Genomic DNA, 12601 nt, shown 5'->3' with positions numbered 1-12601 from the left:
GCTCGTTCCTCGCGGGCTCCCGCCAGTCCCGCCACGACCCGGCACGCACACCCCCGGCCCCCACCTCGGCGGTCACGTCACCCGTCCTGCTACGCACCCACCGGAAGGCACGACGCCCATGGATGTGCTGTTCTCGCAGCTCTTCGCGGGGCTGAGCCTCGGCTCGGTCCTGCTCCTCGCCGCCCTTGGGCTGGCGCTCACGTTCGGCCAGATGGGCGTCATCAACATGGCGCACGGCGAGTTCATGATGGCGGGCGCCTACACGGCGTTTGTCGTGCAGGGGGTCGTCGGCAACGCCGGCGTCTCGCTGCTCGTGTCGCTGCCGCTCGGGTTCCTCGTCGGCGGTCTGCTCGGCCTGCTCCTCGAGGCGACGCTCATCCACCGCATGTACAAGCGGCCGCTCGACACGCTCCTCGTCACGTGGGGCGTCGCGCTCGTGCTGCAGCAGGTCGCGCGCGACGTGTTCGGCGCCCCGAACGTCGACGTGCGCGCCCCGGCCTGGCTGAGCGGCGCCGTCGACCTGTTCGGCCTGGCCGTGCCCAAGACGCGCCTCTTCATCCTCGCGCTCGCGGTCGTCGCGGTCGTCGCTCTCGCCGTCGTGCTCAAGGTGACGCCGCTCGGGCGGCGGATCCGCGCCGTCGTGCAGAACCGAGACCTCGCCGAGGCGAGCGGCGTCTCCACACGGGCGACGGACCGCCTGACGTTCTTCATCGGGTCCGGTCTCGCCGGCATCGCGGGGGTCGCGCTCACGCTCCTCGGGTCCATCGGCCCCACGCTCGGCACGAGCTACATCGTCGACGCGTTCCTCGTCGTCGTCGCGGGCGGCATCGGGCAGATCAAGGGCACGGTCATCGCGGCGTTCGCGCTCGGGCTGCTCCAGGCGACCTTCGAGTACTCGACGACGGCGAGCATCGCGAAGGTGCTCGTGTTCGTCGTCATCGTCGTCTTCCTCCAGGTGCGACCCCAGGGCCTCGTGTCGGTCCGGACGAGGAGCCTCGCATGAGCGCCGTCACCACCGAGAGCCCGTCGCAGCTCTCCGCCCTGTACCGCTCGTCACGCGCCCGCGTGATCGTCGGGTTCGCCGTCGCCGCGGTCCTGCTGTTCGCCGTCGCGCCCGCGACGCTCTCCACGTTCCGGCTCGGCCTGCTCGGCAAGTTCCTGTGCCTCGCGATGGTCGCCGTCGGCATCGGCCTCGCGTGGGGCCGCGGGGGGATGCTCACGCTCGGGCAGGGCGTGTTCTTCGGCCTCGGCGCCTACCTCATGGCGATGCACCTCAAGCTTGCCGACGCCGGGCCGGTCGAGGGATCCGGTGGCGTGCCGGACTTCATGATGCTGTACGGCTCGGGCGAGGTGCCGGGCTGGTGGGAGCCGTTCCGGTCGCCGGTCGTGACGATCCTCGCCATCGCGATCGTGCCTGCCGGTCTCGCGGCGCTGCTCGGGTTCGCCGTCTTCACGCGGCGCGTGCGCGGCGCGTACTTCGCGATCCTCTCCCAGGCGCTCGCGGCGGCGTTCGCGATCCTGCTCATCGGCCAGCAGGCGACGACGGGTGGCACCAACGGCCTCAACGGCTTCCGGTCGTTCTTCGGGTACGACCTCGCGGACCCGGTGAACAAGCGCATGCTCTTCTTCCTCGCCGCGGGCGCCCTGCTCGTCATGGTCGCGATCGCGCGCCAGCTCATGGTGTCGCGGTACGGCGAGCTGCTCGTCGCCGTGCGCGACCAGGAGAACCGGGTGCGGTTCCTCGGCTACGACCCCGCGAAGGTCAAGGTCGTCGCGTACGCCGTCGCCGCGTTCATGGCCGCCGTGGGCGGCGCCCTGTTCGTCCCGATCGTCGGCATCATCTCGCCCGCCGACGTGGGCGTCGTCCCGTCGATCGGGTTCCTCGTCGGCGTCGCGATCGGCGGCCGGGCCACCCTGCTCGGCCCGGTGCTCGGGTCGATCGCCGTGAGCTGGGCGCAGACGAGCCTCTCCGAGGCGTTCCCGTCCGGCTGGATCTACGCGCAGGGCGCGCTCTTCATCGTCGTCGTCGCGTTCCTGCCCGGCGGGCTCGCCGAGCTGGTCACGCGATGGCGCCGCTCGCGCCGCGGCACCGTGCCCGACGGCGGCGCACCCGACCCGGCAGACGGCGGCACCGCGGCCGGGGGCCGCCCGGGCGAGCCGGACCCTCGTGACCCGACGGCCGAGGCGCCGACCGCCGTCGACCACGACCCCGCCACCTCCGGGAGGACCGCATGACCACGCAACCCACCGGACCGGCGTCGGGCACGGCGCCGGCGCCCGAGGCGGGCGCCGTCCTCGAGACCGGCGTCGCGGGCGACGGGCTCGACCTCGAGGCGGCGCAGTCCGTCCTCGGCGTCGACGACTCGCGCTTCCGGCACGACTACCTCGAGGTGCGCGACCTGCGCGTCGAGTTCGACGGGTTCGTCGCCGTCCAGGGCGTCGACCTCACCGTCACCGCGGGGGACCTCCGGTTCCTCATCGGGCCCAACGGCGCGGGCAAGACGACGATCGTCGACGCGATCACGGGCCTCGCCGCGGCGTCGGGGTCGGTGCAGTTCGGCGGGGTCGACCTGCTCGGCAAGAAGACGCACCGCATCGCGCGGGCCGGCGTCGGGCGGACGTTCCAGACGGCGAGCGTGTTCGAGGAGCTCAGCGTGCTCCAGAACCTCGACATCGCCGCGGGGGCGGGCCGCGGGCCGCTCGCGCTCCTGCGGCGTCGGACGTCGACGCCCGAGGCCGTCGAGCAGGCGCTCGAGACCGTGGGCCTCGCGCATCTGCGCGACGTCCAGGCCGGGATCCTCGCGCACGGGCAGAAGCAGTGGCTCGAGATCGGGATGCTGCTCGTCCAGGACGCTCGCCTGCTGCTGCTCGACGAGCCCGTCGCGGGCATGAGCCAGGCCGAGCGCGAGCAGACCGGGGAGCTGCTGCAACGGATCGGCGCCCAGCGGACGGTCGTCGTCGTCGAGCACGACATGGAGTTCCTCCGGGCGTTCGCGTCCTCGGTGACGGTGCTGCACCTCGGGCAGGTGCTCGCCGAGGGCACGTACGCCGAGGTGCAGGCCGACCCGCGCGTGCAGGAGGTCTACCTCGGCAGCGCGGGCGCGACCCGCGGTGCCCGACGGCGGGGCGAGGCGCCCACGTCGGCGGCCCCGACGACCGACGAGAAGGAGGCGTGATGCTCGAGCTCACGGGCCTGCACGCGGGCTACGGCCGGACGATGGTGCTGCACGGCGTCGACCTCGCGGTGCCGACGGGCGGTGTCGCCGCCGTGCTGGGGCACAACGGCGCCGGCAAGACGACGCTGCTGCGGACCGCGCTCGGGCTGCTCAAGGCCCGGTCGGGGCGCGTCGTGCTCGACGGCGAGGACGTCACCCGGCTGCCCACCTACCAGCGGGTGCGGCGCGGTCTCGCGTACGTGCCGCAGGGGCAGCAGTCGTTCGGCGACCTCACGGCGCGCGAGAACCTCCAGCTCGTCGCCGACACGTCGCGCGAGGGGCCGCGACGCCTCGACGAGGCGCTCGACCTGTTCCCGGCGCTGCGCGGGCTCCTCGGCCGACGGGCCGGGCTCCTGTCCGGCGGGCAGCGGCAGCAGCTCGCGATAGCGCGCGCCCTCGTCACCGGCCCGCGCGTGCTCGTGCTCGACGAGCCGACCGAGGGCATCCAGCCGTCCGTCGTCACCGAGATCGAGGACGCGATCCTCACGCTCACCGACGCGGGCGGCCTGTCGGTGCTGCTGGTCGAGCAGCACGTCGGGTTCGCGCTCGGCGCCGCGCGCGACTACGTCGTCCTGCAGTCCGGGCGCGTGACGAGCCGGGGGTCCGGCGGCGAGGCCGCCGAGGAGAGCGTCCGTGCCGCGATGGCGGTGTGACGGTCCGGGCGGCGTCGACCGGCGTGCCGCGCGACGGCCGGACGGGGCGGCGCGGTGCGAGAGGATGGAGGCAGGGCAGGAGCACGACGCACGGGCCGGACGACCAGGAGACGCCGCATGGACATCGTGACCGCGCCGGAACCGGCAGCGACCTCGCTGCGCGACGCCGTCTACACACGGCTCCGCGCGGAGATCCTCAACGGCCGGGTCGACCCGCGCGAGCGGCTCACCGAGCCCAAGCTGAGCCGGCGGTTCGAGGTGTCGCGCACCCCGGTGCGCGAGGCGTTGTCCCGGCTCCTGTCCGACGGGCTCATCCAGCGCACCGACTTCGGGTACGCCGTCGTCGTGCCCAGCCTCGCCGAGCTGCGCGACCTCTACGAGCTGCGCGTGACGCTCGAGCTGCGCGGGGTCGAGCGCATCATCGAGAACACCGAGCTGCGCTACGACGCCGACGCGCTGCGCGACGAGCTCGCCCGGTGGGTCGAGCTGCGCGCCGCGCCGCCCGAGCCCGACCCGAGCTTCGTGCTCCTCGACGAGCGCTTCCACACCGTGCTGTCCCGGGCCGCGGGGAACGAGCGGCTGACCGAGGCGCTCGTCGAGGTCAACGAGAAGGTGCGCGCGGTGCGCATGTACGACTTCGTCGAGTCCGAGCGCATCCGGATCACCATCGACGAGCACATCGAGATCCTCGAGCTCGCGCTCGCCGACCGCCTCCCCGAGGCCCGCACCGCGCTCCACCTGCACGTGGGCGAGTCGCTCGCCGTCGTCATGGAACGAGCGGCCCGAGCCCTCTCCCGCATGGCCCTCGCGGTCTGAGGGCCCTGCGCCGAACAGGTGGTCCGGGCTCCTCCTGCTCGGCCGACGCGCCGGGATCGCCTGTTCGGCCTGCCGGGTCGCCTGTTCGGACGTGGTGACCTGACGTCGTGCGGACGACGCCCGGGCGGCACGGACGGGTTCTAGGCTGGGGCCGTTCTGTCCGACGGCGAGGCGCGGCCTCGTCCGCGCACCGGCCCGGGGAGGGCGATGGCCGCCACGCTGCTCGTCGCGAACCGCGGCGAGATCGCCTGCCGCGTGCTGCGCAGCGCGCGGGGGCTCGGGCTGCGCACCGTCGCCGTGCACTCCGACGCGGACCGCGGCGCCCGCCACGTCCGGCTCGCGGACCAGGCGGTGCGGATCGGTCCCGCTCCGGTCGCCGAGTCCTACGACGACGGTCGCCGGCTGCTCGACGCGGCGCTCGCCGCGGGCGCGGACCTCCTGCACCCGGGCTACGGGTTCCGCGCGGAGGACGCCGACTTCGCCGCGGCGGTCGAGGCGGCGGGCGTGGCGTTCGCGGGGCCGACGCCCGAGCAGCTCCGCGTCCTCGGCGACAAGGCGCGCGCCCGGGTGCTCGCGCAGGAGTGCGGCCTCCGGGTGCTGCCCGGGTCGCCGGTGCTGGGCGGGCTGGAGGACGCGCTCGGCTGGGCGCAGGAGATCGGCTTCCCGCTCGTGCTCAAGGACGCGGGCGGCGGGGGCGGGACGGGCGTGCACGTGTGCCGCGACGCGGAGGCGCTCGCCGCGGCGTGGCGGCGGGAGTCGTCGCGCCCGGGGTCGTCCGGGCGGTTGTTCGTCGAGCGCCACGTCGACCGGGCGCGGCATCTCGAGGTGCAGCTCTTCGGCGACGGCGCGGGTCGTGTGGTCTCGCTCGGAGACCGGGACTGCTCGCTCCAGCGCCGCCACCAGAAGGTCGTCGAGGTCGCGCCCGCGCCCGGACTCGACCCCGGCGTCCGCAGGGCCCTGCACGACGGCGCACGTCGCCTCGCGGCGCGCGTCGGGCTGCGCTCCGCCGCGACGCTGGAGGCGCTGCTCGACGTCGGTTCCGGCGAGGTCACGTTCCTCGAGGTGAACCCGCGGATCCAGGTCGAGCACACCGTGACCGAGGAGGTCACCGGTGTCGACCTGATGGGCTGGATGCTGCGTCTCGCCCTCGGCGACACGACCGTGCTCGACGACGTGCCGCCGTCGGGACCCGCGGTCCGGGGGGCGGCGGCGCAGGCGCGCGTCTACGCCGAGGACGTGCGGCACGGCCGACCCGTCGCGGGCACGCTCGCGCGGCTCGACCTCCCGGCCGGGCGCGCGGCGACGGACGACGGCGGCACCACCGCGGACCGGCGGCGCGCGGTCCGGGTCGAGACCGGCGCGAGCGTGGGCGACGAGCTCGGTCCGCACGCCGACCCGTTGGTCGCGAAGGTGGTCGTGCGCGCCGTGTCGCACGAGGCCGCGGTCGCGGGGCTGAGCGACGCGCTGGGCGACGTGCGCGTCGACGGCGTCCCGACGAACGTGTCGCTGCTGCGCGCGGCGCTCGCGGACCCTGCCGTGGTCGCGGGCACGGCGACCACGGCGACCCTCGCCACGGTGCGGGACCCCGCACCCTGGATCGACGTGCTCGACCCGGGAGTCCTCACGACGGTCCAGGACTGGCCGGGACGCACGGGCTACTGGGGCGTGGGGATCCCGCCGTCGGGACCGATGGACGACCTGTCCTTCCGCGCCGGGAACCGCGCGCTCGGCAACCCCGAGGGCGCGGCCGGGCTCGAGTGCACCCTGGCCGGCCCGACCCTCCGGTTCTCCCACGAGGCCACGGTGTGCGTCACCGGCGCGCCGGCGCCCGTCACGGTCGACGGTGCGCGCGTCCGGCAGTGGGAGCCGGTCGTGATCCCGGCGAGCGGCGTGCTCGCCGTCGGCGCGCCGCACGGCGTCGGGCTGCGGACCTACGTGCTCGTCAGGGGCGGGCTGGACGTCCCGGCGTATCTCGGGTCGGCGGCGACGTTCGTCCTCGGCGCCGTCGGCGGCCAGGCCGGGCGCGCGCTCGGGGCGGGGGACGTGCTGACCCCGGCGGACGGCGCCGCGCTCGCGAGGCATACAGGACCCGCTGCGGGGCGCCACGCCGGGGCCACCGGTGCGCTGCCCGCGGCGACCGGTGGCCGTCGTCCGGGGACGACGCACGGGCCGGGCCCCGTGCCGACCGGCGACCGCCCTCGGATGGGCCACTCGTGGGAGCTCGCCGTGACGACGGGACCGCAGTCCGCGGCGCTCACGGCGGCGGCGCTGGGCCGGCTGCGGACGTCGTGGTGGCGCGTCCTGCCGCACGCGGACCGGACCGGCGTCCGGCTCGCGGGTCCGCCGCTGACGTGGGTGCGGCCCGACGGCGGGGACGCGGGGCTCCACCCGTCCACCGTGCTCGACAACCCGTACTCGGTGGGTGCGCTGAACATCAGCGGGGACACGCCGATCCTGCTCGGACCGGACGGGCCGAGCCTCGGCGGCTTCGTGTGCGCGCTCACCGTCGTCGCGGGCTCCCGGTGGAAGCTCGGGCAGATGCGCCCGGGAGACGTCGTGCGGTTCGTGACCGTCCACGACGACGGCGCTGACCGGCTGCGTCGAGACGACGCCGCCCGCGCGGCGGCGCGCGTCCCGACCGACGTGCGTGCCGTGCGGGGGCGTGACGCCGACGCGTTCCGCGGGGACGACGTCCCGGCGGCACCGGACCCGGCGCCACGCGTCGGCGGCCGGCCGGCCGTCCGCTACCTGCGTGGCGCCGACGACGCGGTGCTCGTCGAGTACGACGGCGGCTCCGGGCTCGACCTGCACGACCGGCTGCGCGTCCACGCGCTCGCGCAGGGGCTCGAGGCAGAGGCCCCCCGGGGGCTGCTCGACGTGACGCCGGGGGTCCGCACGCTCCACGTGCACGTCGACCCGGACACCCTGCCCGTACCGACCCTGGTGGGGCTGCTGCGCGAGCTGGAGCAGGGCCTGCCCCGCAGCGACGCGATCGAGGTCCCGAGCCGCGTGCTCCGGCTTCCGCTGAGCTGGGAGGACCCCGCGATCCGCGACGCCGTCGAGCGGTACGCGGCCGGGGTCCGGTCCGACGCGCCGTGGCTGCCGTCCAACGTCGACTTCGTCCGGCGGGCCAACGGGCTCGCGACCGTCGACGACGTGCGGCGCACCGTCCTCGACGCCGAGTACCTCGTGCTCGGCCTCGGCGACGTGTACCTCGGCGCCCCGCTCGCCGTGCCGGTCGACCCCCGGCACCGCCTGCTCACGTCCAAGTACACCCCCGCTCGCACGTGGACCCCGTCCGACGCCGTCGGGCTCGGGGGCGCGTTCCTGTGCGTGTACGGCATGGCGAGTCCCGGGGGCTACCAGCTCGTCGGCCGGACGATCCCCGTCTGGTCGGCGCACACCCAGCGGCCGCCGTTCCGCCCGGGCGTCCCGTGGCTCTTCCGGTACTTCGACCGGATCGTGTGGGAGCCGGTCGACCCGGCCGAGCTCGCCGAACGACGCGCGGCGGCCCGCGCGGGGGTCCTCGAGGTCCCGGTGGAGGACGGCGTCTTCTCCGGTCGCGAGCACGCCGCGCTCCTCGCCCGGGAGGCGGACGACATCGCGGCGGTCGTGGCGGCGCGGCGCGCCGCGTTCGGGCGCGAGGCCGCGGCCTGGGCCGAGGCGGGGGAGCTCGTCGGGTCGGCCGCCCGCGCGACCGCGCGCGGCGGACGCGCGTCCGCCGGCGCGCGCGACGCCGCTGGTGCCTCCGCCGACCTCGACGACCCGTCGCGCACCGTCCTGCGCGCACCGCTGGGCGGGGTGGTGTGGCGCGTGGAGACGCCGCCGGGGCGACGCGTCACCGAGGGCACGCCCGTGGTCGTCCTCGAGGCGATGAAGCTCGAGCTGCCCGTGCTGTCCCCGTCCGACGGCCACGTCCTCGACGTCGTGGTGCGCCCCGGCGACCACGTGCGCGCCGGCGACCCTCTCGCCGTCGTCGACCTCGACACCTGACACGCCGCCGGCGCGCCGGCGCCTAACGCGTCGTGAAGAGCCGCGCGGCCCGCGACTCGGCGTCCGCGTACGTCTGGGCGGCCGCGCCGAGCGCCGCCGTGATGTCGTCGAGCGCGAGCTCGACGTGGTTCTGCGTGGTCTGCCACTGCGTCATCACGCCCGTGAACGACGTCGCCGCCCCGCCGCGCCACGACGCCTGCAGGTCGGTGAGGTGGCGCATCATGGCGCCGACCTCGGCCCGGATCGCGGTCACCGACCCGTTCACCGCCGCGCTCGCCTGGGCCACCCGTGCGCTGTCGACCTCGTACCTGCTCATGTCGTCTCCGTCGTCTCGTCGGCCCGCGGACCGTCCTGTGCCCGACACGCGCCGGGCGACGACGACGCTAACCAGGAGACGCCGGGCGCTGCGGGCAGCGACGGCGTCCCTGTGGACGACGGGTCAGGAGGCGGGGCCTGTGGACGGCGTCGACGCCTCTGCCAGCTTGCGCTGCTCCTTGCGCAGCCGCTGCAGCTCCGCGTCGAGGTTCTGCCGCGCGGGCTCCTCCCACGCCGCGCCGAGCGGGCTCGAGAAGAGCGAGCGGCGGTCGAGCAGCTTCGTGAGGATCGCGATCCGGGCCCGCACGTAGTCGGGCTTCGGGATGTGCGCGTACTCGTCGCGCACGTCCTTGAGGTACTCCTTGTAGCGCTGCGGCTCGGCGGCGAGCATCGCGAGGTCGGCGTCGCACAGCACCGCGCAGTCGAAGTCCGACGCGTCCGGCGCGTGCCGCACAAGGGCGTTCACGAGGTACGCGACGCGGCGGACCGCCGGCTCGGGGACCCCCAGGCTCGTGAGCTCGGCGGTCGCGAGCGTGGCGCTCGCGGACTCGTCCTCGCCGCCCTTGTTCGCGTACGTCGCACGGCCCTTCGCGTCGAAGATCGCGCCGTGGTACCAGGCGGCGAGCCGCACCAGGTCGGGGTCGTGGGTCTCCTCGGAGAGCTCGTCGACCCGGCCGAGCACGTCGGCGAGGTGCCGCCGGTTGTGGAAGTGGCGGTCCGGCTGGTCCCAGCGGTCGAGCAGCCCCTGCCCGACGGCGCGGACCTCGTCGTCCGGGGCGGTCGCCCCTGCGCCGCGGGCGCTGCGGACGAACGAGGAGAGGAACCACTGCGGTGCGTCGGCGCTGTAGACGCCCATGAACTTTCGCCTTCTTCGACGGACACTTCGACGGACACGAGGAGATGACGGAGGTCGTCGTCACCAGGTGGGCACCTGGCGCGGAGGCCCCCGCGTCGCCGCGCGGCCTCACGACCAGCCTAGGTCTCGCGGGACGACCCGCCATCGTAGCCGCACTCGGCGCCGGCTCGGGACCGCGGCGACGACCTCCGCGCGTCACGTCGTGCGGACCGGGGCAGACCCGCAGGTGGGACGGGGTGTGCGTCCGTCAGGAGGCGAGCGGGAGGTCCACGCGGACGGTGAGGCCGCCGCCCGTCGTCTCACGCACCGACACGCGCCCCCGGTGCGCGCCCACGATCGCGGCGACGATGGCCAGGCCCAGGCCCGAGCCGCCCGAGGCGCGGTTGCGCGAGGAGTCCGCGCGGTAGAACCGCTCGAACACCCGGCCGCGCTGCTCGTCGGGGACGCCCGGGCCGTGGTCGCGCACCTCGAGCACGGCGACCGTGTCGCGGGCGCCGTCCGGCACGTCGTCGGGGGGCGTCGCGGGGCGGACGGTGCCCAGCGCGATCTCGACCGGCGTCCCCGCGGGCGTGTGGCGCGCGACGTTCCCGACGAGGTTCGCGAGCACCTGGCGCAGGCGGTCCTCGTCGCCGACCACGCGCAGCGCGTCCGGAGCCTGCGCACCGGCCGACAGGCCGACCAGGCGGACGTCCCGGGTCGGGTCGAGCGCGTGCAGGTCCTGCGCGGAGTCGCGTGCGAGCGACACGAGGTCCACCGGCTCGTGCCGCAGCGGTCGACCCTCGTCGAGCCGCGCGAGCGCGAGCAGGTCGTTGACGAGCGTGCCCATGCGGGTCGCCGAGTCCTCGATGCGCCCCATCGTGTCGTCGACCTTGTCGGGCGTGTCGAGCGCCCCCATCCGGTACAGCTCGCCGTAGCCGCGGATCGTCGCGAGCGGCGTGCGCAGCTCGTGGCTCGCGTCGGACACGAACCGCCGCATCCGCTCCTCGGACGCCTCCTGGACCGCGAACGCCTCCTCGATCTGCGAGAGCATCGCGTTGAGCGACGCGGCCAGCGAGCCCACCTCGGTCGTCGGCGGGGCGGGGCGCACGCGCCGCGACAGGTCGCCCGCCGCGATGTCCGCCGCCGTCTCCTCGATCTCGCGCAGCGGGCGCAGCGAGCGGTGCACCGCCAGGAAGGCGATCGCGCCGCCGACGAGCGCGATGCCCAGGGCGGACAGGGCGAGCGTGCGCCCCAGGATCTTCACCGTCTCGTGGATGCCTGTCAGCGGCAGCGCCACGAACGCGCTCTCCACCGCGCCGTCCTCGGCTGGCCGTGTGAGGGCGATGACCCGCCACTGCGTCGGCTGGACGGCCACCCCGAGAGTCGAGGTCGTGGCATCCACGGTGAACGGTTCGCCGTCGAGGGCTCGCAGCTCCGGTTCCGACAGCGCGGGGATGTCGGGGACCCCGTACCGGAGCAGGGTGACGTCGGTCTTGCGCTCGACCTCGGAGCCGTCCGCGAACCGATACAGCACGTAGTAGTCGGAGGGCATGGTCGAGGCTGTCCCGGGCAGGCTCTGGAACGGCTCGTTCGCGAGGTCCTGCGCCGTCCGGTTGAGCTGGTCGTCGACCTGCTCGACCAGATAGCTCGACACGACCGTCGTCGTCACCACCGACGCCAGCCCGAGCCCGGCGGCCAGCAGGAGCACCGTGATCGCGACGAGCCGGGCGCGCAGCGGCACGCGCGCGAACCAGCCCCACCCCTCGGTGGGGACGGGTCGGCCGAAGGGGCGCTCCGCCGTCGGGCCGCCGTCGCCCGGAGAGGAGGGAGCCTCCGCCGCGGAGGTGTCGCCCGTGCCCGACGGCGCGGGGCCGGCTGGGGCCGTGCGCGACCCGGGGGGCGGGGGAGGGGGCGGTGGGACCGGTCGGGACCCCGTCGTCGTGCGGTCGGGGCCGGACGTCATGACGTCGTCGGCGGCTGGCGCAGCAGGTAGCCCACGCCGCGCTTGGTGTGGATGAGCGGCGGGAGGGCGACGGGCTCGCCGTCCGGACCGGGGACGGTGAGGTTGTCGATCTTGCGGCGCAGGTACGAGATGTACGACTCGACGATGTTCGCGTCGCCGCCCCAGTCGTACTGCCACACGTGGTCGAGGATCTGCGCCTTCGAGAGCACGCGGCCCGCGTTGAGCATGAGGTAGCGCAGGAGCTTGAACTCCGTGGGGGACAGGTCGACGTCGATGCCCGCGCGGCGGACCTCGTGCGAGTCCTCGTCCATCTCCAGGTCGGCGAACCGCAGCACCGCGTCCTCGACGGGCTCGGCGTGCGTGCGGCGCAGCACCGCGCGGATGCGCGCCACGACCTCCTCCAGGCTGAAGGGCTTCGTCACGTAGTCGTCGCCGCCGACGGTGAGGCCGGTGATCTTGTCCCGCGTGTCGTCCTTCGCGGTGAGGAAGACGACGGGCGTGTGCTGCCCCTTCTCGCGCAGGCGCCGCGTGACGGTGAACCCGTCCATGTCCGGGAGCATGACGTCGAGCACGACGAGGTCGGGGTCGACGTCCCGCACGAGCCGCAGGGCGCTCTGCCCGTCCGCGGCGGCGTGCACCTCGAACCCGGCGAAGCGCAGGGACGTGGCCAGCAGCTCGCGGATGTTCGGCTCGTCGTCGACGACGACGAGGCGTGCCTCAGGCGTGGTGCTCATGTCCTCCAGTGTCCTCCCGCGGTCTGGGAGTCGCCTGGGAAAGGGCTCCACCCGTGGTGCGTTCCGGAGACGCCGTC

The 12601-nt window shown here is 75.0% G+C and carries 10 protein-coding genes; 6 read left to right on the top strand and 4 right to left on the bottom strand.

Features of this window, described 5'->3' with window-relative positions; translation table 11 throughout:
- Positions 1-118: 118 nt before the first annotated feature.
- The 6 genes from urtB to uca all read left to right on the top strand — a co-directional run bounded on the left by urtB (position 119) and on the right by uca (position 8677).
- Positions 119-1003, top strand: coding sequence for an urea ABC transporter permease subunit UrtB (gene urtB / locus ABWU78_RS09325; RefSeq protein ID WP_155097878.1), 885 nt, complete (start codon positions 119-121; stop codon positions 1001-1003).
- Positions 1000-2235: an urea ABC transporter permease subunit UrtC gene (urtC, locus tag ABWU78_RS09320; RefSeq protein ID WP_439158163.1), complete on the top strand. Its 1236-nt coding sequence runs from the start codon at positions 1000-1002 to the stop codon at positions 2233-2235. Before urtB ends, urtC begins: the two co-directional genes overlap by 4 nt.
- The gene (gene urtD / locus ABWU78_RS09315) at positions 2232-3176 is read left to right on the top strand and encodes an urea ABC transporter ATP-binding protein UrtD (RefSeq protein ID WP_439158162.1); all 945 of its coding nucleotides are present in this window, start codon (positions 2232-2234) and stop codon (positions 3174-3176) included. The genes urtC and urtD overlap by 4 nt, the downstream gene beginning before the upstream one ends.
- A complete protein-coding gene (gene urtE, locus ABWU78_RS09310; protein ID WP_253052664.1) occupies positions 3176-3868 on the top strand; it encodes an urea ABC transporter ATP-binding subunit UrtE in 693 nt (230 codons plus the stop codon). The genes urtD and urtE overlap by 1 nt, the downstream gene beginning before the upstream one ends.
- A 117-nt stretch (positions 3869-3985) precedes the next feature.
- Positions 3986-4684: a GntR family transcriptional regulator gene (locus ABWU78_RS09305; RefSeq protein ID WP_155097874.1), complete on the top strand. Its 699-nt coding sequence runs from the start codon at positions 3986-3988 to the stop codon at positions 4682-4684.
- Positions 4685-4891: 207 nt separating this feature from the next.
- Positions 4892-8677 (top strand): urea carboxylase, encoded by a 3786-nt coding sequence (gene uca / locus ABWU78_RS09300; protein ID WP_353708481.1) that lies wholly within the window; start codon positions 4892-4894, stop codon positions 8675-8677.
- Positions 8678-8699: 22 nt separating this feature from the next.
- On the opposite strand, the gene ABWU78_RS09295 is transcribed toward uca, so the two are convergent.
- From ABWU78_RS09295 to ABWU78_RS09280, 4 genes are all read right to left on the bottom strand, one after another.
- Positions 8700-8993 (bottom strand): WXG100 family type VII secretion target, encoded by a 294-nt coding sequence (locus ABWU78_RS09295; RefSeq protein ID WP_353708482.1) that lies wholly within the window; start codon positions 8991-8993, stop codon positions 8700-8702.
- Positions 8994-9116: 123 nt separating this feature from the next.
- Positions 9117-9848, bottom strand: coding sequence for an HD domain-containing protein (locus ABWU78_RS09290; protein WP_353708483.1), 732 nt, complete (start codon positions 9846-9848; stop codon positions 9117-9119).
- A gap of 247 nt (positions 9849-10095) precedes the next feature.
- Positions 10096-11790, bottom strand: a complete 1695-nt coding sequence (locus ABWU78_RS09285) for an ATP-binding protein (protein ID WP_439158161.1) — start codon at positions 11788-11790, stop codon at positions 10096-10098.
- A complete protein-coding gene (locus ABWU78_RS09280) occupies positions 11787-12524 on the bottom strand; it encodes a response regulator transcription factor (RefSeq protein WP_253052672.1) in 738 nt (245 codons plus the stop codon). Before ABWU78_RS09280 ends, ABWU78_RS09285 begins: the two co-directional genes overlap by 4 nt.
- Positions 12525-12601 lie beyond the last annotated feature (77 nt).

Origin of the sequence: Cellulosimicrobium sp. CpK407 (assembly GCF_051844275.1) — a bacterium.
GTDB lineage: Bacteria > Actinomycetota > Actinomycetes > Actinomycetales > Cellulomonadaceae > Cellulosimicrobium > Cellulosimicrobium cellulans_G.
The sequence above is the reverse complement of the archived record's forward strand: the minus strand, read 5'-3'. Positions and strand labels throughout refer to the sequence as shown.

Bases quoted from the DNA above. Each gene is read 5' to 3' on its own strand.
- urtB (WP_155097878.1), top strand. From the start codon at position 119: ATGGATGTGCTGTTCTCGCAGCTCTTCGCGGGGCTGAGCCTCGGCTCG.
- urtC (WP_439158163.1), top strand. From the start codon at position 1,000: ATGAGCGCCGTCACCACCGAGAGCCCGTCGCAGCTCTCCGCCCTGTAC.
- urtD (WP_439158162.1), top strand. From the start codon at position 2,232: ATGACCACGCAACCCACCGGACCGGCGTCGGGCACGGCGCCGGCGCCC.
- urtE (WP_253052664.1), top strand. From the start codon at position 3,176: ATGCTCGAGCTCACGGGCCTGCACGCGGGCTACGGCCGGACGATGGTG.
- ABWU78_RS09305 (WP_155097874.1), top strand. From the start codon at position 3,986: ATGGACATCGTGACCGCGCCGGAACCGGCAGCGACCTCGCTGCGCGAC.
- uca (WP_353708481.1), top strand. From the start codon at position 4,892: ATGGCCGCCACGCTGCTCGTCGCGAACCGCGGCGAGATCGCCTGCCGC.
- ABWU78_RS09295 (WP_353708482.1), bottom strand. From the start codon at position 8,993: ATGAGCAGGTACGAGGTCGACAGCGCACGGGTGGCCCAGGCGAGCGCG.
- ABWU78_RS09290 (WP_353708483.1), bottom strand. From the start codon at position 9,848: ATGGGCGTCTACAGCGCCGACGCACCGCAGTGGTTCCTCTCCTCGTTC.
- ABWU78_RS09285 (WP_439158161.1), bottom strand. From the start codon at position 11,790: ATGACGTCCGGCCCCGACCGCACGACGACGGGGTCCCGACCGGTCCCA.
- ABWU78_RS09280 (WP_253052672.1), bottom strand. From the start codon at position 12,524: ATGAGCACCACGCCTGAGGCACGCCTCGTCGTCGTCGACGACGAGCCG.